General features: G+C 65.5%; 15 protein-coding genes. 6 read left to right on the top strand and 9 right to left on the bottom strand.

Annotated features, from left to right (window positions below; all coding sequences use genetic code 11):
- Positions 1-208 precede the first annotated feature (208 nt).
- Positions 209-2,452, top strand: coding sequence for a SulP family inorganic anion transporter (locus tag D3877_RS21040; protein WP_158599960.1), 2,244 nt, complete (start codon positions 209-211; stop codon positions 2,450-2,452).
- 12 nt (positions 2,453-2,464) lie between these two features.
- Here D3877_RS21040 and D3877_RS21045 read toward each other — a convergent pair whose 3' ends face one another.
- The 5 genes from D3877_RS21045 to D3877_RS21065 form a co-directional block, all read right to left on the bottom strand.
- Positions 2,465-4,078, bottom strand: coding sequence for an ATP-binding protein (locus D3877_RS21045; protein ID WP_147395248.1), 1,614 nt, complete (start codon positions 4,076-4,078; stop codon positions 2,465-2,467).
- A gap of 56 nt (positions 4,079-4,134) precedes the next feature.
- Positions 4,135-6,306, bottom strand: a complete 2,172-nt coding sequence (locus tag D3877_RS21050; RefSeq protein ID WP_119832752.1) for a methyl-accepting chemotaxis protein — start codon at positions 6,304-6,306, stop codon at positions 4,135-4,137.
- Between the two features lie 48 nt (positions 6,307-6,354).
- Positions 6,355-7,401 carry a TRAP transporter substrate-binding protein DctP gene (dctP, locus tag D3877_RS21055; RefSeq protein WP_119832753.1) on the bottom strand — a complete coding sequence of 349 codons (1,047 nt, stop codon included), beginning with the start codon at positions 7,399-7,401 and terminating at the stop codon, positions 6,355-6,357.
- A 339-nt stretch (positions 7,402-7,740) separates the two neighbouring features.
- On the bottom strand, positions 7,741-10,035 hold the full coding sequence (locus D3877_RS21060) for an O-linked N-acetylglucosamine transferase family protein (protein ID WP_119832754.1): 2,295 nt from the start codon (positions 10,033-10,035) through the stop codon (positions 7,741-7,743).
- Positions 10,036-10,137: 102 nt separating this feature from the next.
- Positions 10,138-10,542: a tautomerase family protein gene (locus D3877_RS21065; protein ID WP_119833128.1), complete on the bottom strand. Its 405-nt coding sequence runs from the start codon at positions 10,540-10,542 to the stop codon at positions 10,138-10,140.
- Positions 10,543-10,646: 104 nt separating this feature from the next.
- Here D3877_RS21065 and D3877_RS21070 point away from each other — a divergent pair, with 104 nt between their 5' ends.
- A complete protein-coding gene (locus D3877_RS21070) occupies positions 10,647-11,510 on the top strand; it encodes a LysR substrate-binding domain-containing protein (RefSeq protein ID WP_119832755.1) in 864 nt (287 codons plus the stop codon).
- Positions 11,511-11,571: 61 nt separating this feature from the next.
- The gene (locus tag D3877_RS21075; RefSeq protein WP_119832756.1) at positions 11,572-12,498 is read left to right on the top strand and encodes a LysR family transcriptional regulator; all 927 of its coding nucleotides are present in this window, start codon (positions 11,572-11,574) and stop codon (positions 12,496-12,498) included.
- On the opposite strand, the gene D3877_RS21080 is transcribed toward D3877_RS21075, so the two are convergent.
- Complete coding sequence (locus tag D3877_RS21080) at positions 12,495-13,331, bottom strand: DMT family transporter (protein WP_119832757.1); 837 nt, start codon at positions 13,329-13,331, stop codon at positions 12,495-12,497. The genes D3877_RS21075 and D3877_RS21080 overlap by 4 nt on opposite strands.
- A 200-nt stretch (positions 13,332-13,531) precedes the next feature.
- Here D3877_RS21080 and D3877_RS21085 point away from each other — a divergent pair, with 200 nt between their 5' ends.
- Both D3877_RS21085 and D3877_RS21090 read left to right on the top strand, forming a co-directional pair.
- Positions 13,532-17,515, top strand: coding sequence for a response regulator (locus tag D3877_RS21085; RefSeq protein WP_158599961.1), 3,984 nt, complete (start codon positions 13,532-13,534; stop codon positions 17,513-17,515).
- Between the two features lie 126 nt (positions 17,516-17,641).
- On the top strand, positions 17,642-20,209 hold the full coding sequence (locus D3877_RS21090) for a response regulator (protein WP_238475011.1): 2,568 nt from the start codon (positions 17,642-17,644) through the stop codon (positions 20,207-20,209).
- 1 nt (position 20,210) lies between these two features.
- Here D3877_RS21090 and D3877_RS21095 read toward each other — a convergent pair whose 3' ends face one another.
- The 3 genes from D3877_RS21095 to D3877_RS21105 all read right to left on the bottom strand — a co-directional run bounded on the left by D3877_RS21095 (position 20,211) and on the right by D3877_RS21105 (position 22,261).
- Positions 20,211-20,483: a hypothetical protein gene (locus D3877_RS21095; protein WP_119833129.1), complete on the bottom strand. Its 273-nt coding sequence runs from the start codon at positions 20,481-20,483 to the stop codon at positions 20,211-20,213.
- Positions 20,484-20,592: 109 nt separating this feature from the next.
- Positions 20,593-21,606, bottom strand: coding sequence for an inorganic phosphate transporter (locus D3877_RS21100; protein WP_119832760.1), 1,014 nt, complete (start codon positions 21,604-21,606; stop codon positions 20,593-20,595).
- Between the two features lie 10 nt (positions 21,607-21,616).
- Complete coding sequence (locus D3877_RS21105) at positions 21,617-22,261, bottom strand: DUF47 domain-containing protein (protein ID WP_119832761.1); 645 nt, start codon at positions 22,259-22,261, stop codon at positions 21,617-21,619.
- A 199-nt stretch (positions 22,262-22,460) separates the two neighbouring features.
- Between D3877_RS21105 and D3877_RS21110 the strand changes: the two genes are divergently transcribed.
- Positions 22,461-23,039, top strand: coding sequence for a hypothetical protein (locus tag D3877_RS21110; protein ID WP_238475012.1), 579 nt, complete (start codon positions 22,461-22,463; stop codon positions 23,037-23,039).
- The last annotated feature ends 189 nt before the right edge of the window (positions 23,040-23,228 follow it).

Genomic DNA, 23,228 nt, shown 5'->3' on the forward strand with positions numbered 1-23,228 from the left:
ACTGTTGCGCTCACGCGCAAACGCCCAAAACGGCGCGGCAACCATGCGAGGTAAATTTTATTCGATAAATATTATATCGAGCAAAAGTCATTCAAGAAATTCGTTTTAAGTGTGCCTTTGTCGGCGCTGCTGTATGATCGGACGCCCCCAATCCGGCGCCCGAATCCAACGGGGACGCTGGCAGGACCTTCGGAAACGGAAGCGAAGCATGAGCAAACCCAGGGATGAGGCGTTGTCCACCGGGCGGGATCGCTGGCGGGACGAGCTGTTTGGCGGGTTGGTCGGCGCTTTGTTCGTCATGCCGGCGGTGCTGGGCTGCGGCATCGTCGTGTTTCAGCCGCTGGGGGCGGGCTTTCAATCACTGGGCATCCAAGCGGCCTTCGGCGCGACCATTGTCGCGGCCCTGCTGCGCGGCCTGATCGGCGGGCGCGGCTTGCAGATCAACGCGCCGCGCGCCACCCAGGCGGCCTTGCTGGGCGGGTTGCTGGTTCAGGCCGGTCAGGCGGCGACGGCGGGGGGCTACAGCGTTCCGCCAGCCCCGATGATCGCCATCATTTTTTTGGCCCTGGCGGTGGCCGGGCTGTCGCAGATGGCGCTGGGGCTGTTGCGGTTGGGCGACGTCCTGAAATTCATTCCCCAGCCGGTGATCGCCGGGTTCGTCAACGGCTTCGCCCTGGTCATCCTGTTTCAGCAACTGCCTTATCTTCTGGGACTGCCGGACGGCGCCGGGCTGCTGGCGTTCCTGAAGGGGAACGCGGCGATCACGCCGGGCGCTTTGGCGCTGGGCGCGCTGGCGGCGGTTGGCGTCTGGCGGTTGGGGGAACGGCGTTCGGTCGTGCCGGGGCCGTTGATTGGGCTGGTGGGTGGAACGCTGGTCTACCAACTGTTGACCCATCTGTCGGACGGCGCGCTGCCGCTGGGGGCGACGGTGAAGGCGCCGCCGCCCGGCCTGCCGCTGTCCTGGGCGCTTCCCAGCGTCGGCGAACTGGTCGGCCATCCGGTGTTCGCGGCCATGGCGCCGTCCATTCTCATCACCGGCCTCACCCTTGGCATGGTGTCGTCCATTCAGTCGTTGTTGAGCGCGGCGGCGGCGGACGCCCTGCTGCGGTCGCGCCACGACAGCAGCCGCGAGTTGCTGACCCAAGGCGGGGCCAATCTGTTGTCGGCGCTCGTCGGCGGGACGGTCACGGGCGGCTCGCCGCTTTACACCCGCGTGGCCATCCACAACGGCGCGCGGACGGAGCGCGCCAACCTGTTTGTTGGATTGGCGTTGCTGGCGGCGGCGCTGGGGCTGGCGCCCCTGCTGGAACTGGTTCCCGTGTCGGTGATGGCGGGCATGGTGATCGTCACCGTGCTGCGGCCCGACGATTGGACCATGCAGCTTGTCACCCTGTTGCGGCGGCGGCAGGTTCCGCAGGCGCGGGCCGAGCTGGTCCAGAATCTCGCCATCGTGGTGATTGTCGCCGCGCTGGTGGCGACCACCGACGTGTTGGTCGCGCTGACCGTCGGCATGGGGGCGAGCGTCATCGTCTATCTGCGCCGGGCGGCGGTGTCGGTGGTGCGGCGCGCTTACCGGGGCGACCGGGTTCATTCGCAAACCGGACGGTCGGACGCCGACATGGAGCGGTTGGAGCGGCATGGCGGCGTCATCGCCGTGATGGAGTTGCACGGCCCGGTGTTTTTCGGGTCGGCGGAAAATCTGGCGAGTCAGGCCGAAGAGCTGGCAGAAGGCAGCGAAACGCTGATTCTCGATTTGTCGCGGGTCAATGATGTGGAGAGCACCGGCGTTCTGGTGTTGCGCCGCCTGGACGAGCGGTTGACGCGGGCCGGGATCACGCTGTTGCTGGCGGGCATGTGGAAGGGGCGGGGCCTGCGCGTCCTGCTGCGCGACATGGGCTATTCCATGCCGGAGGAGGAGGGGCGGGTTCACGGTGATTTGGAAACAGCGCTGGCGGCGGCGGAAGACCAGCTTCTCAAACGGTTGGCGGGCGGCAATGAGGAGGAATGCGAGTTGCCGCTCTCCGAACATCCCAGCCTGTTGGGGCTGACGCGGGCGCAGTTCGATTTGCTGTCCTTGACCACCCGCCGCCTGACCTTCGCGCCCGGCGACCGCATTCTGACCGAAGGATCGACCGACGACAGTCAGTTCTTTCTGGTCAAGGGACGGGTGCGGGTTGAACGGCGCCAGCCGGGGGAGGAGCACAGCGTGCGCATCGGCAGCATCCGGTCCGGCGCCATCTTCGGTGAAATGGCTCTGTTGACCGGCGAGCCGCGCTCCGCCGATGTGGTGGCCGACAGCGAGGTGGTGTGCCACGAACTGACCGCCGAGGACATCGCCATGCTGGACAATCTGGATCCGGCGATTTCCTTCATCCTGCTGCGCAACGTCGCCATCGAGGTGACGCTGAAGGTCCGCCGCATGTCGCGCACGGCCTCGCTCAGCGACGCCTGACCAGCGGCTTCGTCACACCAGTTCCGCCGCTGCGGCCTGTTCCACTTGCGGGTGGTCGCTTTGGCGGCGGGCTTGCGCGGCGCTTGTGGCGGTCGGCAGGCGGCGCCGTTCCTGGCGCGCCCAATCGACCTCATTCTTCGCGGTCAGCACATAGGCCAGCAGATCACGGCCAAACTCCGAGGCGACCTTGATGTCGTCCTGGTTGACCGCCGCGCCGTTGAGATATTGCAGCCGCAGCGCGTCGCAGCCATCCACCTCGAACAACAGACCCGCGAAGAAAAAGCCGAACGCCTCGAACCCCTTGCACAGCACCGCCGTCATCGGATCGGACAGCGGCAATTCCAGATAGACGCAGGCGTAACCGTGGCGGCACAGAGTCCGCAACTCCTCCTGCACCCGCTTCAGCACGTCCGATCCATAGGTGCGCACGGTCAGAAAGGCGCGCCCGACATCCTGTCGGGCCGCGACATCCAGCGCGGTGGAACGCCCCCGCAAACCATGCAGGGACAGATGCGGCGGCGGCGCGTCGATCCGTCGGTTCATGCCGCCGCGCTGGACGATGGCGTCCATGATCGCGCGGTGGTGCGGCGGCGCGTGGATGCTGCGATGGGGTTCATCGTTGGTCCGCAGATAGAAAAGGACCGCCGACCGCCGGTCAGCGACCGGACCATCGCTGATTTTGCGGAAAATCTGGGTGGCCGGGGTGAAGGCGAGCAAAAAGCCGGTCTCGAAACCGCCCAACGCCAGATTGCCCTTTTGCGTGAAGGTGTGGACGGCGACCGCCTCGCTGTAGAGGCCGAAATAGCGACGGCTCTGGGCCAGATCGCGCATCGCGTCCTTCATCCGCTCGAACAGCCGACGCCCGCGATAACGGGGATCGACCGCCGCCATCGCGGTTTCCCCGGTGGTCGAGGCCGGTCCATGCAGCAGCATGGCGAGATGCCCGACCACCTCGTCAGCCTCGTTCACCGCGATCAGCGAGACCAGCGTGCCGCTGGCCAGCATGGCGACGATCCGTTCGGGGTAATAGACGAACTCCGACCCATAAGTGTAGCCGTAGGAGCGGTACATCAGCCGCGACAGCGACGGGGCGTCCGCCGCGTCCAGCGGGCGCAAGGTCACGGAATCCAGGGCGCGCGGCGGCTCATCCGCTTCCGGGTTGGCGTCGTCGAGCGGCCTCCGACCGGGTGGGGTGCTGAGAGTGCGCGCCACCTCCAACCGCTTGCCGCCCCGCCCCAGATTGCGGAAGGCGACGCGGTGGGCCAGATTGGCGGGCAGAAAGGGTTGAAAACCAGCGCGTTCGCCATTGTCACCACCAAGCACCCCATCCTGGACGCCCCTGGATGGGGTGTTGAAGGCGGCGGGCAGGCCCTTGTCCTCAATGGCGAAGACCACCTGATCGGGACGTTTGGTCAATTCGGCGGTGTATTCGCCGGTTTCGCCGGGATCGAAGGCGGTGCGGATGACGTGAAGCGCCACCTCCTCCACCAGTTGGCCGAGCGGCGGCAGATCTTCGGGGCAATCGACGCAGCCGCTGGCCGCCTGCATCATGAAGCGCTGCAAGGCCGGAACCGCCGCCGGATCGGCGGGCAGGGTCACGCGGGCGAGAAGGCGATCAGTGCTCACGGCGTTCGACCTTATAAGGAGGCGGATGGGCAGCCTGTGCGTCGGCGGTGGGCGCGTCAGGCCGCCCGAATGTTGCGGATGAAGGTCGCCACTTCGGTCTGCAATTGGTCGGCTTGGGCGTGCAGGCTGGTGGCGGTGTCGAGCGCGGTGTGGGCGATGGAGCCGGTTTCGGTCGCCGCCTGCGACACGTCGCCGATGGTCTGCGACACCGAATGGGTGCCGTCGGCGGCGTCCTGGGCGTGGCGGGCGATGTCCTGGGTGGCGGCGTGCTGCTGATTGACCGCGCTGGCGATGGTGGCGGTGATCTGGCTCATGCGGTCGATTGTTCCGACGATGCTGCGGATTGATCCGACGGCGCGGCCCGTCACCGCCTGCATCTGGCTGACCTGGGCTTGAATGTCCTCCGTCGCCTTGGCCGTTTGGTTGGCCAGCGCCTTGACCTCAGACGCCACCACGGCGAAGCCCTTGCCCGCCTCCCCCGCCCGCGCCGCCTCGATGGTGGCGTTCAGGGCCAACAGGTTGGTCTGCCCGGCGATGGAGTTGATGAGTTCAACCACCTGATCGATGCGGCTGGCGGCGTCCGACAGGCCGGAAATCGCGTCGTTGGTGGCGTCGGCCTCGCGCACCGCCGTTCCGGCGATCTGCGAGGATTCGTTGATGTGGCGACCGATCTCTTCGATGGACGCGGACATTTCCTCCGCCGACGAGGCGACCGAGGAGACCCGCTCCGACGCTGTGGCCGACGCCCCGGCGACGCTGACCGTCTGCCGTTTGGTCTGTTCGGCGTTGGCGGACAGGGTTTGCGCGTCGTCGCGCATGCGGGCCGACGCGTTCAAAAGCGAGCCGATCACCGAATTGACGCTGCTCTCCAACTGATTGGCCAGATCCTGCTGGGCGGCGCGCTTGGCCGCCTCGGCCCGGCGCTGGGCGGCTTCCTGCTCGGCGGTCAGACGGCGGACCTCATGCGCGTTGGCGCGGAACACCTCCAGCGAGCGGGCCATGGCGCCGATTTCGTCGCCGCGCCGTTGGCCGGGAACGTCCATGTCGATCTTGCCCGCCGCCAGCGATTCCATCGCTTCCCGCAGCTTGTCGAGCAGGCGGATGTTGCGGTTGACCAGCAGCAGGCCGGACACCACCCCCAACAGCATGGCCAAGCCCACCAGCGTGGCGGTGACGGTCAGGCCGCTGGAAATCGCGTCGTTCACTTGATCGGCGGCCTCGTTGGCGCTGCGCTCGTTCGCGTTGGCCAGAGCGCCCGCCTGTTTGCCCAGCGCCTCGACCAGGGCGAACAGGCTTTCCTCGGCCTTGGTTCCGGCCTCGCGGGCGGCGATCTCGGCCTTGCGCAGGGCGAACAGCCCCTCCCCGTCGCGCCCGAAGGCCAGAATGGCTTGGGAGAGTTTGCGCGGCGTTTCGTCCGACAGGATGTTCGCCAGAAAATCGGCGGAAAACTCCACCCGCTTGGCGGCGGCGGCAAATTGCTTTTCCTGCTCGGCGACCTGGGCGGCGGTGGCGGCGCCGTCGGCCTTGCCCAGCAGGGTCACGGCCAGATTGATGTCGCTGATGATTTCGGACAGGGCTTGGCGCACCGGCAGATCCTTGGAGACCAGCGTCAAGACCAGCATGGTCAGGCCGTTGGCGTCGGTCGGCAGATCCATGGTGACGCCCTGGATGCTGAGGCTCAGATTGCGCACCATCGGTTGGTAACGGTCGAGAAAGGCGGCGTGCGCGGCCCCCAAGGCCTGCATCCGCGCGGCGCGGCGGGCGGCGGCGTCCAGGCGGCGGCGCACTTCCCCCTCCAACGCGGCGACGGCGTTGGCGGTGTCGCCCAACAGACCGCCCAACGCTTTTCCGTCCTTGGTTCCGTTGGCCTTGGCTCCGCTGGTCGCTTCCGCGCGTTCCAGCGCCGCCAGAGCGTCAAGTTTGGTCTGCAAGGCGGCGCTGCGTCGTTGGAACTGCTCCACCGCCGCAGCGCGGGCGCGGTCATCGGCGGCCGTGGCGAGGGATCGGGCCGCGTCCTCCAACCCGCCGCTTTCGTCCGCCACCTTCAAGGCGCCGACGGCCAGCGGGAAGTCCCGCTCGTGAACCTGAGCGAACAGACCGGCGATGCGCAGTTGGAACAGCCCGGCGCCGCCGCCGATGGCGGCGGCGGCGACAAACATCGCCGTGAAGGCGCCGAACAGCTTGGCCTTCAGGCTCAACCCTTTCGGAGAACGGCGCGTGCTGTCCATGGCGGGATTTCCTTGCGCAAAAAGTCTGTAAGCAAGAGGGGGGGGCGGTTACGGCTTCTCGTTGGCGGCGATGGCCTTGCGGGCGGCGTCGAGCAGACGACGCCCGTCGATGCCCTGTTCGGACATTCCCGCCGCCCAATCGGCGTAGACCTCTTCCAACTCGTCACGGATGTCGCGCATTTGCGACGGGCTGAAGCGCTTGACCTTGTGAACGCCGTCTTCGGCCAGCTTGCGTTTCATGCCCTCTTCGATCTGGTCGCGCTCTTCGGCGATGGCGATCGAGATCCCCTTGCCCAGATGCGCGTCGAAGGCGGTCTTGACCGGGGCGGGCAGCGCGTCGAAGGTCGTGCGCTTCATCGCCAGCATCACCACCGGGCCGGAAAAATTGATGTCCAGCAGGTGGGTCAACTGGTTCATCAAGGGTTGGCCGTCGGCCCCGCCGGTGGTGGTTGAGGAGTACCAGCCATAGGAAATGCCGTCGATCAGGTTGCTTTTCATGCCCGCCGCCATGCTGTTCAACGGCAGGGCGACCGGGACGATTCCCAGCTTGGCCAGGGCGCGGCCCACCGTTTTGCTGGGGTTGCGGATGCGCAGGCCGCGCAGGTCGCGCGGCGAGTCCATCGGGCGGGTCGCGGTGAAGATGCCGTAGGTGGGCAAGGCCCACAGCCCAACCACCTTCAGCCCTTCGTAATCATGGTCGAGCGCGCCGGATTCATACAAATCCCACAGGGCCTTGGTGCCTCCCGTGGCCGTGCGGCGGATCAACGGCAGTTCGATCACTGAACTGGCGACGAAGCGGGTCGGGCTGTAACCCTGAACGGTGTAAGCGATTTCTAGGTCGCCGCTGTCCACCATCTTCATCAATTCGGTGGGTTTGCCGAATTCCCCGGTCGGGCGGATGTCGATGGTCACGGCGCCGTTGGTCTCCGCCTCGATCCGGCGGCAGGCGTCGACCAGCATTCGGTAGGTTGACGTCGTTGGCGTGAACACCGTGCCGAAGCGCAGGGTGATCTCGGCAAAGGCAAATTCAGGACATATTAATAAAAGCAGAGAACAACATACCAGAGTATTCACCAAACGCCGGTATGCACGCATGTCGCTCTCCCTTGCGATACTTAGCTGTCTTATCGCACAGCGGGATGATGCACGCCACAAGGAAGAGCGTCTGAAAAATTTCAACTCACCAATATGGTGCGGCGTCTCGTCTCAGCCGTTACATGTGAATGAACACATTATTGATGGTTTTTAAGTTGTTTTGAATGTTTCGCCATGCGGTGGTTTGGTGATGCGGCGTTGGGCGACGTTTGGGGAACGTCAATCACTCTTGCGGAAGATTCTTTGATTTTCCGCGCTGTCCGGAAAGTTTGGGCGTCTCGCCATCGCGCCGCCCCGAAACGAAAAACGCGTTTTGGTTGAAGGCCGGGCCTTTTTCGCTCAGCCCGTCGATCCGGCGTTGGTTTCAGAACCGCCACACAGCGGCGCATCGTCGCGAAAGGCCTCCGGGCCGATTGGGCTGGGAGCCAGCCCGGCGCACCAGCGCCGCCAGACCAGCCGATAGGCGCGCTCCAGATGGCGGACGTAGCGCGGCGCGTCCATCAGGGGCGAGGCGACGAACCGCTCGCGCAGGCCCTGGCGCAAACGGGCGATCCGCGCCGGATCCCCGGCCAGCGCGACGCCCAGCGCCACATATTCATCGACCGTGTGGGTGATGAGTTCGGGCAGGCCGATGTTTTCCAGATAGCATTGACCGACGCAGGAGAACATTCGCCGTCCGGCGCAGGTCAGCACCGGAACGCCCATCCACAGCGCCTCGCAACTGGTGGTGCCGCCGTTGGCGATCAACGGATCCAAGGCGACGTCGATGGAACGGTAAGTCTCGTGCGGATCGGCGACCCAGCCGACCAATTCGACCCGTTCGGCCTCGACGCCCAACGCGGTGAAGCGGGCGCGGGTGGCGGCGGCGAAAGCCGGATCGTTCAGGCTGCGCCATTTCAACAGCAACCGCGCCGTCGGCGCGCCGCGCAGGATGGCGGCCCAGGCGGCGACGGTCTGGTCGCCCAGCTTGGACAGATTGTTGAAGCTGCCAAAGGTGACATGGCCGCGCGCCAGGGCGGGCGGCGTCGGATCGGGCGTGGCGTCGCTGGGGCGCGGCTTGAACACCACATAGGTTTCGGGCAGTCGGATCAACGCTTCCGAATGCCAAGAATCGGAGCCGGGCGGGGCGAAATAACGGTCCATGATCCGGTAATCCATCGCCGACAGGCCGGTGGTATCGGGATAGAGCGGGTAGCTGATCTGGATCGGCGCCGGTTTGCGGGCGAAGGCGAACAGCCGGTGCCCGGTGAGGTGGCCGGAGCAATCGACGAGAATGTCGATCCCGTCGGCGCGGATCCGCTGGGCCAGCGCGTCGTCGTCCAGGTCATGGCACAGAACGAAACGGTCGGCGGCCCGCTCGAACGCCTCGGTCAGCGCGTCGCGCACCGGGCTGGTGGCGTAGCAGGTCACGCTGAAACGGTCGCGGTCGGCGTTCTCCACCAGCGGCAGCACGAAATTGCCGCAGGGATGACCGTAGAAATTGGGCGACACATAGCCGATCCGCAGCCGCCGTTCCGGGTCGCGGTCGTTGCCGTGCGGCGCGGGCGTCAGACCGAGCGGGGCGATGTGGCGCCGTTCGAACTCCCGATGCTCCTGATAGACCGCGTCGGGGTCGGCGCTCTCGTCGAAGCCCAAGGCGAAGAGAAGGCCGGAACGCGCCTGCCACAAATCGGGCCGCAGCGCCAAGGCACGGCGCAGCGCGGCGATGGCGGCGGGCAAATCGCCCTGCTCGAAACAGGCGCCGCCCAGCGCCATCTGCGCCTTGGCGATGTGCGGAGCGACGGTCAACACACGGTCATAGGCGGCGCGCGCGGCGCCGTAACGGTGGGCGCGGGCGTTCAGGCCACCCAGCGCGTAATATGCTCGCACATCGTCGGGTCGCAGAGCCACAGCGCGCCGCTGCCACTCCGCCGCCGCGTCCAGCCGCCCGAGATCCTCCAGAATGTTGCCCAGCAGATGCGGCGCGCCATCCGCCGCCAAGGCGTTGCGGCAGAGGATCAGGGCGTCGTCCAACCGCCCCTCCTCATGCAGGCGGTTGGCCTGCTCCAAGGTCCGTTCGGCGCGTTGCTGGTCGCGCACGGGGCGCAGCCGTTCTTGCGCGTGGCGCAGGGGGACGAAGTCCGGGCAGCAGGCGAGCGCTTGGTCGAGCACGGCCCCGACCTCCTCCACCGGCGCGGCGCCGTCCAGCGTGGCGGCGAGGTTGAACCACGCCTGCGCGAAGGTCGGGTGGTCGGCCACCGCTTGCCGAAACTCCGCCGCCGCCTCGTTAGACCGGCCCGCGTCGCGCAGCAGCAGGCCAAGATTGTTGCGCGCCGACGGGTGGGACGGGACCAGCGCCAGGGCGCGGCGGTAGTGGGCTTCGGCCTCCTCCCGTCGTCCCAGCCGGGCCAGCGTCATGGCGAGGTTGACGTGGACGTCCGCGTTGCCGTCGTCCTGCTCCAGCGAGCGGGTCAACAGACCGGCGGCGCGCGCGTCCTCCCCCCGGTCGGCGGCGATGGCGCCCAGCAGTTGCAGGGCGGCGGCGTTGGTCGGATCGGCGTCGAGGATGCGGCCATAGAGCGTTTCCGCCTCGACCAGCCGTCCGGCGCGATGGTGGTCGAAGGCGACGGACAGGGCCTCCACAATCGTCGCCATGACCGCGCCACCGCCTGAGTTTCACAACGCGCCGGATCAGACCAGCGCCGTCCGCCGCTGTCAACGTCGGCGGATCAACCTTGGTGGATCAACGTCGGTGGATCAGCCCGCCAGCTTCGCCGCGACGTAGCGGTGTTCCTGCGTCCGCCCGCCATAACCGTAGGCGTCCGCCGGAACCTCGTGGATCAGGGCGTAGCTGGTTTCGTGCAGCGGGCCAAGGACCGAGGCGAGGAAGGCGAAGATCGCCTCAAGATAGGCCGCTTTTTCGTCCTTGCTGTTGGTGCTGGCGGTGATCGTGATGTCGAGCCAAGCGCTGGCCTTGCCCAGATCGGCCAGGGATTGGCCGCCGATGAACCAATGGTCGGTCGGGGCGTAATGGACGGTCACGGCGGTGACGCCCGGTTGTTTGCGCAGAACCCGCCCGGTGATGGCGGTGACGCCCTGGGCGACGGTGGCCGACAGGGCGGGCGAGGCGGCGGCGGACAGCGTGACGGCGATGTAGGGCATGACAGGCTCCGTGGTGGTTCGGTTGACGTCCATCGCACCGTAGCGCCGCGCCGTTGTTCTGAAAAACTCGTTTATATTGATATATAATTCAGTTAAACTGAATCATGCTCCGAACGCTCGATCTTGCTGTGCTGCGCTCCTTCCTGCTGATAGCGCAGGGGCGCAGCTTTGTTGAAACCGCCGATCTGGTCGGGCGCTCCCCCTCGGCGGTCAGTTTGCACATCCAGAAGCTGGAGGAGGAGTTGGGCGCCGCCGTCCTGCGCCGCAACGCGCGCGGGGTGGAGTTGACCCCGGCGGGGGAGCGGCTGTTGGGCTTCGCCCGGCGGCTCTTGTCGCTGAACGACGAGACCATCGCCGCCTTCCGCGTCGCCGACCGCCGTCCTTTGCGGGTTGGCGCGACGCAGGACATGGCCGAAGCGGTGTTGCCCGACCTGCTGCGCCGCTTCGCTTTGGCTCATCCCGAGGTGGAGTTGACGTTGCGCATCGACCGCTCGCAAACGGTGGTCGAGGGGGTGCGCAGCGGGGCGCTGGACGTCGCCATCGCGCTCCACCGCGACGACCCGACTTTGGTCGGGGTGCTGGCGGAGGAGCGGATGCTGTGGATCGGCGCGCGCGGCCTGGATTGTCCGCCGGACCGTCCGCTGCCCTTGGCGCTGTTCGAACCGCCTTGCAGCTTTCGCACGGCGGCGCTCGACGCGCTGACGCAGGCCGGACGGGCGACGCGCATGGCCGTGACCAGCCCCAGCTTGGCTGGGCTGCGCGCGGCGGTCGAGGCTGGGGTGGGGGTGACGGCGCGGACCCGGCACAGCCTAACCGGGCCGGTTTTGGCCGACGTCGGCGCGGCGCTGGGGTTGCCGCCGCTGCCGACGGCGGTGTTTTGCCTCTACGCCCATCCCGGCGAGGGATGGACCGAGCGGGAGGATTTTCTGGCGCTCTGCCGTCATGTGTTTTGCCGCCGCTTGGTCTGACGAGGCTTGGTCTGAAGGCGGCGTCCTTGCGGATCGCCGTCGGGTTGCGCACAGTGGCGCCATGCATGTGGACACCACCGACCTGCGCCTGCTGCGCATTTTTCTGACCATCGCCGAGTCCGGCGGTTTCGCCGCCGCGCAGGGCGAACTGAATCTGTCCCTGCCGACGATCTCCAGCCATATGGCGGCGCTGGAAGGCCGGTTGGGGCTGACCCTGTGCCGACGCGGGCGCGGCGGCTTCGCTCTGACCACCGAGGGCAACGCGATCTATGAGGAGGCCCGTCACCTGTTCCTCGCGCTCGACCGATTCGAGCAGCGCGCCCGCGCCTTGCAGAACCGCATGTCGGGAACCCTGACGCTGGGGATTGTCGACAACACGATCAGCGATCCGCATCTGCCGTTGGAAAAGGTTTTCGCCCGCTTCGCCGCCGCCGCCCCCGACGTCGTCGTCTCCATCACCACCCGCCCGCCGAGCGAGTTGTTGCGCGACGTCGTGGCCCGTCAACTTCATCTGGCGATTGGCAGTTTTCCCCGCGTCGCGCTGGGGCTGACCTACACCGATCTCTACACCGAACAGCAGAATCTCTATTGCGGGCGCGATCACCCGCTGTTCGTCATCGACGACCCGGCCATCAGCATCGAACTGGTCCGCCAACACCGCATCGTCGCCCGCAGCTATTGGGGGATGCGCGACATGAAGCTGTTCGCCATCGCCGCCCCGCGCGCGGTGGTCAGCGACATGGAATCGACGGCGCGCTTGATCCTGTCGGGGGCCTATCTGGGCTATTTGCCTGACCATTACGCCGCGCCGGACGCGGCGAGTGGACGGCTGCGGCCGATCCGTCCCGACCTGTTCGGCACCAAGGCTCTGTTCCAGGCGGCGACGGTGTCGGAATCCAAGGCTGAACCGATGGTCGCCCTGTTCCTGGATCTGCTGGCGGCGGAGATGGAGGCGGTGAAAGCCTTGAAAGAGGCAAAACCGGCTTAAAGCCTCACCACCGCCGCTCCCAGCGCGATGACAAGGCCCGACAGGGCGCGCGTCCACCGGATCGACTCCTTCAAGAACAGCGCGGCGAACAGCATGCCGAACAGGATGGAGCTTTCGCGCAGAGCGGCGACGGTGGCGACCGGCGCGCGGGTCATCGCCCACAGGGCCAATCCATAAGAGGCCAGGATGCAAATCCCGCCGCCCAGCCCAACGGGCCAACGCGCGGCGGCGTGGCGGCGGAAGGCTTGCGGTTGGCGCAGCAGAGTTCCGGCGACAAGCGGCAGGCCGGACAACAAAAACACCCACAGCGTGTAGGCCGGGGCGCTGCCCGACAACCGCACGCCCACCCCGTCGATCAACGTGTAGGCGGCGATCACGGCGGCGTTGCCCAAGGAAAACAAGGTCGCCGCCCGATTGGCTCCCGCCATCCCGCGCCCCAGCGCCAGAGTCAACACGCCGCCGCAAACCAGCAGCGTTCCAGCCCAAGCGGTCGGCGACAAGGTTTCACCCAGCAAAGCGCCGCTGGCGGCGGCGACCAGCAAGGGGGCCGCTCCTCGCATCAACGGGTAGGCGTGGCTCATGTCGCCAGCCTGATAGGCCGCCGCGACCAGCCGGAAATACAGAAGCTGAAGCCCAGCCGAACTGGCCAGATAGGGCAGGCTGGCCGTGGCCGGCGCGTCCAGCCAGGGCAGCGACAGCGCGGCGATGGCGGCGGCCCCACCGGCGACCAGCGTGGTGTCGAGCCGTTTGTCGGAACCGGACTTGACGGCTGTGTTCCAACCGGCGTGCAGGATGGCTCCGACCAGAACGGCCAGAAGGGCTTCGGTTTGCATGATGAGGCGCCACGTTTTGCGCCCTCACAGCGCAGGGGAACTTCGAGAAGAATGTGCGCGTCTGGGGATGGCGCGCTTCGAAGTGGAATGCCTATAGTGCTATAAGCGTTAGGGAATCAACTGTCCGGTCGCCGCCAATGTCAACGACAGCATCGACCCGTCCCCGATCACGGCGTCTCTTGGGGATCTCCGGCGCGCTGATGATCGCTTTGCTCCTGGCGTTGGGTGGCGTTGAGATCGCTCTTGATTATCAGAAGACGATGGACGCCGCCTTCGAGCGGCTCGAAAACCTTGCGCGCATCGCGGACGAAAGCATTTCAGGCCGGATTCGGGCCATTGACGTGATGTTGCAGGACGTCGCGCATGTGGCGCAGGGTGCCAGTTCCTCCGCCGAACACGGGGATCTTTTGGTCTATATGAAGGCGCGCGCGGCGTCGTTGGAAGGCGTTCGAAGCATCAACGTCTTCAACGCCGACGGCAAGGCGGTTCTGACCACTCTGCCCATGTTTCAGGGCTTTGATGGCAGCCAACGCCCCTTCTTCACCGCGCCAAAGGAGTCGTCTGACCAGAACCGGCTGTTCATCCATGGCCCTTCGCTGGCGAGGACTGGATCGATTGTTCTCTTTGCGTCTCGAACGAGACTGTCGATGGACGGCGCATGGGATGGGGTGATGCTGGCGTCGTTGTCACCGGCGTTCTTCGCGTCGATCCTGGACACGATCACGCCCCTGCACGGTGGTTTCGCCGCTCTGGTGAACAACGACGGAACGATCGCCGCCCGCTCTCCCGATCAGGACAAGCTGTTGGGCCAATCGGTCGCAAATGGAGCGGCGTTCGCGTCCTTCAAGGCATCAGGGCAGCGGGTGATTCGCGCGCTGGTTCCAGCGGTGTTGGAGGACAGGCGGAGCTTGATTGTGACCCGGAGAACGGCTTATCCAGAGCTGCTCGTCACGCTTGGGGTGCCGCAGGAGGAGGTTGTCGCGGAGTGGCGCGACAAGGCTTTGCTCAAGGTCGGTGTCCTGGGGCTGCTGGCGTTGGTCGCCGTGATGATGCTGCGCCGTTTTTCTCGGCACGAGGATGAGTTGGTCGCCCAGCGCAACTTTGCGCGGCAACTGGTCCAAACGGCCAATGTGCTGGTGGTCGGTTTGGACCGCGACGGCGTCGTGCGGATGTTCAACGAAACGGCGGAGGCGATCACGGGTTTTGCCCCGCGTGAGATTCTTGGCCGCAATTGGTTCGACGCCGTCGCGGTCGGCGACGGCATGGCGGACATCGCCAAAATTTTTGCCGATGGCGGAGCGCTGCCCAGCCAGTTCGATGGAGAAATCCGGGCCAAGAATGGAGCGAAGCGGGTCATTTCCTGGCAAAACAGCCGGGTGATCGGACAGAACATCGTGTCGATGTCCTTCGGCGTCGACCTCACCGAACGCTTGCAAGCGGAAGAGCGGGTGATCGCCAGCCAACGCTTTGTTCAGGCGATCACCGACAATTTGCCGGGTATGGTCGGTTATTGGGACCTTGATCTGCGCTGCCGATTCGCCAACAAGCCCTATCTTGACTGGTTCGGCAAGCCGCCTGAGCAGATCATTGGCCGGACCATGCTGGATTTGCTGGGCGACCGCCTGTACGCGATGAACGCCCCCTACATCGACCGGGTGTTGCAGGGCGAGCAGCAGCATTTTGAGCGGACCTTGACCAAAGCCAATGGTGAAACAGGCTTCACCTGGGCGCACTATATTCCCGACATTGACTCCAACGGCGCTGTGATTGGTTTCTTTGTCCTGGTGAGCGACATCACCCCGTTGAAAAACGTGGAAAACGCCCTGCGGGCGGCGTCGAACCGGCTGGCGCTGGCGACCAAGGCCGGTGGAATCGGCGTGTGGGATTTGGATCTCGACAGCCGCAAGCTGCGGTGGGACGAGCGCATGTTCCAGATTTATGGACGTGACGCGTCTTCGACCGACTTGGATTATGCGGCGTGGCGTCGCTGGTGCGCCCCGGATGATGCCCAACGTATAGAAAGAGAGTTGGCGGCGGCCCTGCGTGACGGGACGGATTTCGACAGTGAGTTCCGCGTCATCACACCGGACGGCGGTGTCCGCCACGTCAAGGCCTCTGGAACTGTGGAGTATGATGCGGAAGGGAAGGCCCGGAGCGTCATCGGCGTCAATTGGGACATCACCAGCATCCGCGAAAAAGAAGAGGCCTTGCAAACCGCTCAAACAGCGGCGGAGAAGGCCAGCCGCGCCAAAAGCGAATTTCTGGCCAACATGAGTCATGAAATCCGCACGCCGATGAACGCGATCCTCGGCTTGTCGCATTTGTTGGGACGGACGGATTTGACCCCCGAACAGCGGGATTTTGTTGACAAACTCATGCAATCCGGGCGCGGATTGCTGGCCATCATCAATGACATCCTGGATTTTTCACGGGTTGAGGCCGGGCGGCTGGAGCTGGACATTGCGGCGTTTGATCTGTCGGTGGTGCTGGACGCCGTGTCCACCATCATGTCGATCAACGCCAGCAACAAGGATCTGGAGTTGCTGATCGACATGGCGCCCGGCACGCCGATTGACCTGATCGGCGATGGCTTGCGGTTGCAACAGGTGCTCATCAACCTGACCAGCAACGCCATAAAATTCACCGGATCGGGGACGGTCATCCTGCGGGTTGAGCGGGTTGACGGCGAGGGAAACGAGGCGTTGTTGCGGTTTTCCGTTCAGGACAGCGGCATCGGCATCGCCGCCGAGGCCGTTCCGATGCTGTTCGCCGCGTTCAGCCAAGCCGATTCATCGACCACCCGGCGTTTTGGCGGGTCGGGATTGGGGTTGGCGATTTGCAAGCAACTGGTCGGGCTGATGGGGGGAGAGATCGGGGTGGACAGTCAGCCCGGTCATGGCAGTTGCTTTTGGTTCACCGCGCCTCTGGCGCTTTCCCTGGAGACAAAGGCGTCGTCGGGTGATCGGCGACCGCTGGAGGTGTTGATCGCCGACGATCACGAAACGGCGCGCCACGTCATCGCCCGCACCGCCCAATCGTTGGGATGGAACCCCGACATCGCCGAAACCGGGCAGGAGGCGGTGGAGCGGGCGCAGGATCGCCTGCGGCGCGGCAAGCCGTTTGACGCGCTGATTCTGGATTGGAAAATGCCGGACCTGGACGCGCTTGCGGTCAGCCGTCAAATCCGGGAGTTTTCCGGGAAGGGCGCGCGACCGATTGTTGTCGTCATGGTCACAGGTTACAGCCGCGACATTCTGCTTCATGCGCCCGAGGCGGAGTTTGTCGATGCGGTTCTGGTCAAACCCGTGACCATGTCGGCGTTGCGCAACGCGGTCAGGGAGGCGCGCGTTCGCTTGGGAGCGTCGGCGCTTCCCCGCAAGGCCAATCCGGTCGTGACGGTTCAAAGGGACCGCTTGGTCGCTGTGCGCCTGTTGGTGGTCGAGGACAACGGCATCAATCAGGCGGTCGCCCAGCGCGTGCTGGAACTGGAGGGCGCGGTTGTCACGATTGTCAGCGATGGACTGCAAGCTGTGGATCGTTTGCGCGCCGAGCCTGAGGCGTTCGACGCCGTGCTGATGGATGTTCACATGCCGGTGATGGATGGTTATGAGGCCACCAAGCGAATCCGCCAGGATTTGGGCCTGACGGCGTTGCCGATCATCGCCCTGACGGCGGGCGCCTTGGCCGAGGAGCGCAAGCACGCTGAACAGGTCGGCATGAATGATTTCATCACCAAGCCCTTTGATGTCGATGAGGCGGTGCGATGCATCCGCCGCCATGCGTCAGCGGCGTCGGCGTCCCGCGTGGCTGGGAGAGACGAGGGGCCGACGGCGATTCCCGGCATCGACATGGTTCAAGCGGCACGGCGTCTTGGCGACGATGGCGTGTTGCTGGCGCAATTGCTGCCACGCTTCGTTGACGAGTTTTCCCAATCGGCGGCGGAAGTCCGCGAACGGCTTCGTGATGGCGACAGCGAGAGGGCAACCAACGCCTTGCACGCTCTCAAAGGGGCGGCGGGCAATCTGTCGGCGGTCGACATCGCGGCTTTGGCGCAAGCGGCGGAAAGCGCCATTCGTGCCGGACGCCATGCCGAACTTCCGTCGCTGTTGAAGCGCCTGGAGCGCGCCTTCGCTGTCTTGAATCAGCATGTCGCCCAATCATCCGGCTTTCCTTCCAGGGAATGAAGGCGCGCTGAAAAAACAGCGGTGATTGGTCAGATCGTGTTACTTTGATACCGAAGTTCTTTTTGAACACGAGCGTGTAGGCTGTGGCTGGGGGGCGCGGTGGGCCGCGTTGGACGAAGCGTTGTCATGGTGGCGATCGTTCTGTCCGCGATGGCGGGGAACGCGGCTCACGTCGTTTACCGTGATTATGAAGACACCTTGCAACGCCGGTACGCTCTGGTCCGTGATATGGCCAAGGTGGTGGACGAGCATGTCCACCGTGTGATTCGCACCGCGTCGGTGTCGCTCGATCATGTGGCGGCGATGGTCGGCGAATCGGGCAGCCTTGACGCTGTGCGCAGCATCGACAATTGGAAGCGCCTGCGCGAATACGCGGCCCATCTTGAAGGCGGCGAGTCGTTATGGGTGGTCTCGGCGGATGGCAAAACCATTCTGGAATCGGCGAGCTACCCTGGCCGTCAGGCGCCAATTCGCGATTACACGCAGGCCCTGCAAAATGGCGTCACCCTGTTCGTTGGTCCGGCGACGGCAGACCGGGGAGAAGGCGGCCATTTTGTCTTCACCCTAGCCCGTCCGTTGCGCGACGACGCGGGCAAGGCTCTCGGCGTTGTTCTGGCGGTGATGAACGTGGCGCATCTCACCGACTTTTACGATCTTCTGGGCTTTGACTACAACCCGTTGATCGGCGTCTACCGCAACACGGGCGACGTTGTGTCCCGACGTCCCAACATGCAGGACGCGGTGGGCAAGAGCATCGCCACCGGGCCATTGTTTCAAGAAAAGCTGAAGGACGCTCCGGAGGGGCTGTTCCTGTCCGCATCGCCTTTGGACCGCATGACGCGGATCGCCGCCTACCGCACGGTGCGCGATTACGGCTTGATCGTTTTGACGGGGATTGATCGGGACCGGGGGCTGGCGGATTGGCGGCAGCGCAGCCTGCACACGCTGTTGGAAACCGGGATCGGGATGCTGGCGGTTCTGCTGACCATGGCGTGGGGGCTTCGCTATCTTGACCGCGAGCGGCGGACACACTTGCAATTGACCGAAGCCCGCGCGTCGGCTGCGCGGGCCAGCGCCGAACGCGATGAAATCTCCCGTCTGGCCAAGGCGTTGCGCGAGGCCAAAGAAGCCGCCGACACCGCGCGACAGACCGCCGAGGCCGCCAACCGCAGCAAGGGGCAGTTCCTCGCGGGACTCAGCCACGAATTGCGCACGCCGTTGAACGCCATCATCGGCTTTTCCGATTTGATCGCGCGGGAGTCCGAAGGCCCGGTCGGTTCGCCGCAGTACCGCCGTTTCGCCATCAATGTCCGGGATTCCGGTCAACATCTTCTGGAACTCATCAACGAAATCCTCGATCACGCGAAATCTGAGGTTGGCGCCCTGCGGCTTGAGGAAAGCATCGTCGATCTTGAGGCGTCGGCCAGCTTCGCCACCCGCCTGTTGACCCCCCGCGCGGAGCGGGCCGGGGTGGTCCTGGCTGTGCAGGTGGCTCCGGAGGTGCGTTTCCTGCGCGCCGACGAACGGCGTCTGCGGCAAATCATCCTCAATCTGGTCAGCAACGCGGTGAAATACACGCCGTCCGGCGGGTCGGTCACGGTGTCCGCCGCCCTTGAGGACGGGGCTTTGGCGATCCGCGTCACCGACACCGGGATGGGCATCGCCACAGAGGATTTGGGCCGGGTGATGGAACCGTTCGCGCGGGTGGAAACCAGCGTCAACCAACGGATCGAGGGAACCGGCTTGGGGTTGCCGCTGACCAAACGGTTGGTTGAACTGCATGGCGGAAGCCTGTCATTGACCAGTGGGGTGGGGAAGGGAACCACGGCCTTGGTCCAGTTGCCCGGCCTTCGCGTTCTGCTGCCCGGTCAATCCGCTCCCACGCTGAACGAAGGACGACAGCGTGGCTTGACCATCGCCTTGATCGAGGATGATCCGACCGTTCGTCGCGGGGTGTCGGCCTTGCTGCGCGAATGGGGGCATCGGGTGATTGAAGCGGCCAACGCCAACGAGGCCCTGGTGATTTTGCAGGGGCCGGACGCGCTGGATCTTCTGTTCAGCGACATCGTCATGCCGCCGGGCATGACGGGGGTGGAACTGGCCCACCATGCCCGACGTTTGCGCCCGGACCTGCCCATCCTGTTGGCCTCTGGATCGCCACCCCACGCCGTGGCGGCGGATGAGGCGCGGATTTCCGGCGCCGCCATCATCGCCAAGCCTTATGACATTGGGGAGTTGAAAAACCAGATCATTCACTTGTGCGGATGGCGTCCTGCCGGGTCGACGACCTCACCGACGGTGAGTCGCGCGCCGCGTCTGCTGGTGGCCGAAGATCTGGAAATCAATCGGGAATTGCTGTCCGCCATCTTCCGCGACAGCGGCTATCATTTGGATTTGGTCGCCGATGGCGCTGCGGCGGTGCAGGCGATGACGGACGCCGACTATGATTTGGTCCTGATGGACGTGTCGATGCCAGGGATGGATGGGTTGGAAGCGACGCGCCTGATTCGCGCCATGCCGCCGCCGCGCGGCCAAGTGCCGATTCTGGCCCTGACCGCTGGAAATCTGCCGAGTGAAATTGCGCTGTGCGAGGAAGCCGGGATGAACGGCGCCATCGGCAAGCCTTACGACCGCAGCCTGTTGCTGCAAGAGGTGGCGCGGGTGATCGCGAAGGCGTCCGCTGAAACGGTGTGACTCAGGCCGGGTCGAAGGCGTGCGGGAAATGGGCCAGACGACGCCCGAACAGACCGCTGGCTCGCTTGGCGTCGTCTTTGCTGGACACGCGGTCCACCATCGGGGGGGCGCCGCTGGGGCGGACCCGACGTTCATCCTCGCCGGGCGGCGCGTAAAAGGGCAAGGTCAATTGGCCGTCCGGCTCCGCCGCGTAAGGCAAACCGGGGACTGTCCGGCGCTCGGTGCCCGGAAGAACATACTGCTCGCCTTGGTCGGTGTGCTCGATCTGCGGCATAAACATTGTCCTGTCTCGACCGCCGTGATTCTGCCGTCCCCTTTCGTTCCGGTCAAGGCCGACGGTGTGGCGAACGGCTCAACCCGTTCGCCACACGCGCTTTTTTCGTTTATGGCGTCAACGCCGCCGCCGCCAGAAGATAAGACACGTAAGCAACCGCCCCGGATGCGGGGATTGTCAGCACCCAAGCCCAGACGATTCGGCCCGCCAACCCCCAGCGCACCGCCGACGTCCGGCGGGCGGAGCCGACTCCGACGATGGCCCCGGTGATGGTGTGGGTGGTGGACACCGGAATGCCCAGCCATGTCGCGCCGAACAGGGTGACGGCCCCGGCGGTTTCGGCGCAGAAGCCCTGATACGGCTTCAGATCGGTGATGCGCGATCCCATGGTGCGGACGATCCGCCAGCCGCCCATCAAGGTTCCCAGCCCCATCGCCAACTGGCAGGACAGGATGACCCAGAAGGGAACATGGAAGGTCTCGCCCAGCATCCCTTGGCTGAACAGCAGGACGGCGATGATGCCCATGGTCTTTTGCGCGTCGTTGCCGCCATGGCCCAGGCTGTAGAGCGCGGCTGACACCAACTGCCAATGGCGGAACTGCCGATCCACCGCGAAGGGCGGGGCCTTGCGCAGCGCCCAGGACAGGATCAGCATCAGCAGCAGCGCCAGCAGAAGCCCGATGGTCGGGGACAGCACGATGGCGATGGTGGTCTTGGTGAAGCCGCTGGAGACGATGGCCCCCAAACCGGCCTTGGCTATGCCGGCGCCCGCCAGCCCGCCAACCAGCGCGTGCGAACTGGAGGAGGGCAAACCCAGCCACCAGGTGAACAGGTTCCAGCCGATGGCCCCGCACAGCGCCCCCAAAATCACCGCCGGGTCGATGACCGAGGGTTCAACCAGCCCGGTGCCGATGGTGGTGGCGACGTGCAGGCCAAAAAACAGGAAGGCGATGAAGTTGAAGAAGGCCGCCCAGGCGACCGCCAGCTTCGGGGACAGAACGCGGGTGGACACGACGGTGGCGATGGAGTTCGCCGCGTCGTGCAACCCGTTGATGAAGTCGAAGGCCAACGCCACCACGATGATGACAATCAGCGCGGGCATGCCAAGATGAAGGGCGTCCATCGCCGCCGCCTCACACGTGATCGAGCATGATGCCCGCGACAAGGTCGCCGACATCGTCGCAACGGTCGGTGACGGCCTCAAGCTTTTCATACAGCTCGCGCCGCCCCAGGAAGGCGATCATGTCGGGACGTTCGTTGATGAGCGATTGCAGGGCGCCGCGCAGAATGTCGTCGGCCTGATCCTCCAGATCCGACAGGCGACCGCACAACGGGCCGATGCGGTCGGCGTTGCGGGCGATGGCGCCCAGCAACGGCATCAATTCGACCAGAACATTGGCCTGCTGGTGGATCAGGGCGACGAACTGGCGCATCGGCTCGTCAACGCGTTCGACCCCATAGAGGGTGGCGTGGCGCGGCACCTCGTCCATCAGGTCGATGGCGTCGTCCAGCGCGTTGATGAGCGCCAGAATGTCGGAGCGGTCGAACGGCGTGATGAAGGCCCGGTGCAGATCCCGCACGGCCTCCTTGGCGATGTGGTCGGCGTCTTTTTCGACGCGCTTCAGGGCCGCGATGCGCTGGGGGCGTTCCTCGGGGGTGGCGTCCATCACCGCTTCCAGCGCGACGGCGGCGGCCACGATGTGGCGAGCCTGCCCGACGAACTGGTCGATGAAGCGTTCCTCCTTCGGCATCAGCGAACGGAATGCGCGGAGCAGCATGGGACAAGGTCTCGTGTCTTGGGCGTGAAGGGTTGGGCTGCTCATAGCATGGTTCGGGCGCGTGTGCAGCGGGGGCTGTCATGAATTCGTCATAATTTGCGCCGGTTGCGTCGTTCCGTCGCCGGTCGCGCGGCGGCTTATGGACAGGGGGCGCGCGCTTGCCTACATGTCGGAGACACCCGAACGAGGGACGCCGACCATGACACGCCTTGCCGCCCGCTCCATCGCCGCCCGCCTCATCGCAACCCGGACCACAGCCATCGCCGTGACCGTCGCCAGCCTGCTCGCCCTGTCCCCGTTGGCCGCGCAGGCGCAAGGCGCGGCGAAGGATCCCACGGCCCAATGCAGCCCGACCGTCTCGGCGGCGCTGGGGGCGTGGGATTCCGGGATGGCCGCCGCCGAACTGTTCGGCGACAAGGCTCTGGCCCTGGCGCGTGAGAAGGGGCGCGACTATCTGCTGCCGCTGCTGGGCATCGATCCGAAAGCGGTCCCGCCCGCGTCCAACGCGACGCCGGAGGGCAACACCGACGATGTTGCCCGCGCCATCGAGGCCAGCCGCAACGATCCCAAGCGCCGGGCGGAGCTGTGCGCCGCCATCACCAGCACGGTCAACGAGGCGCGCGACAACGCCGGAGCCAAGCTGGACGCCTTGAAACGCGCGGTCGAGGGCTGGCGTTTGCCGCCTTTGCCGACCCCTGCGCCGACGCCCGCCCCATCCACCCCGCCCGCCGCGCCGGTCGCCCCCTCCGCTGCGCCGGACGGCACGATCAAGACCTGAAGCCCCCTCATTTTCGCCGGGGCGGCTTCACAAAAAAATCACGGGCGGAATAAAGCCGTCGCCCGCATGTTCTCTTCCACAAAGCCTCGCAGGGGCGTAGGAGAGGGGCGTGTCGGGCGGCGGCGGTCCGGTGTGGCGAATTGGGTGTGACGAATTGGCCATGGCCGAGGAATTGTCACAGCCCATGGG

It is taken from the genome of Azospirillum cavernae (genome assembly GCF_003590795.1).
GTDB classification, from domain to species: domain Bacteria; phylum Pseudomonadota; class Alphaproteobacteria; order Azospirillales; family Azospirillaceae; genus Azospirillum; species Azospirillum cavernae.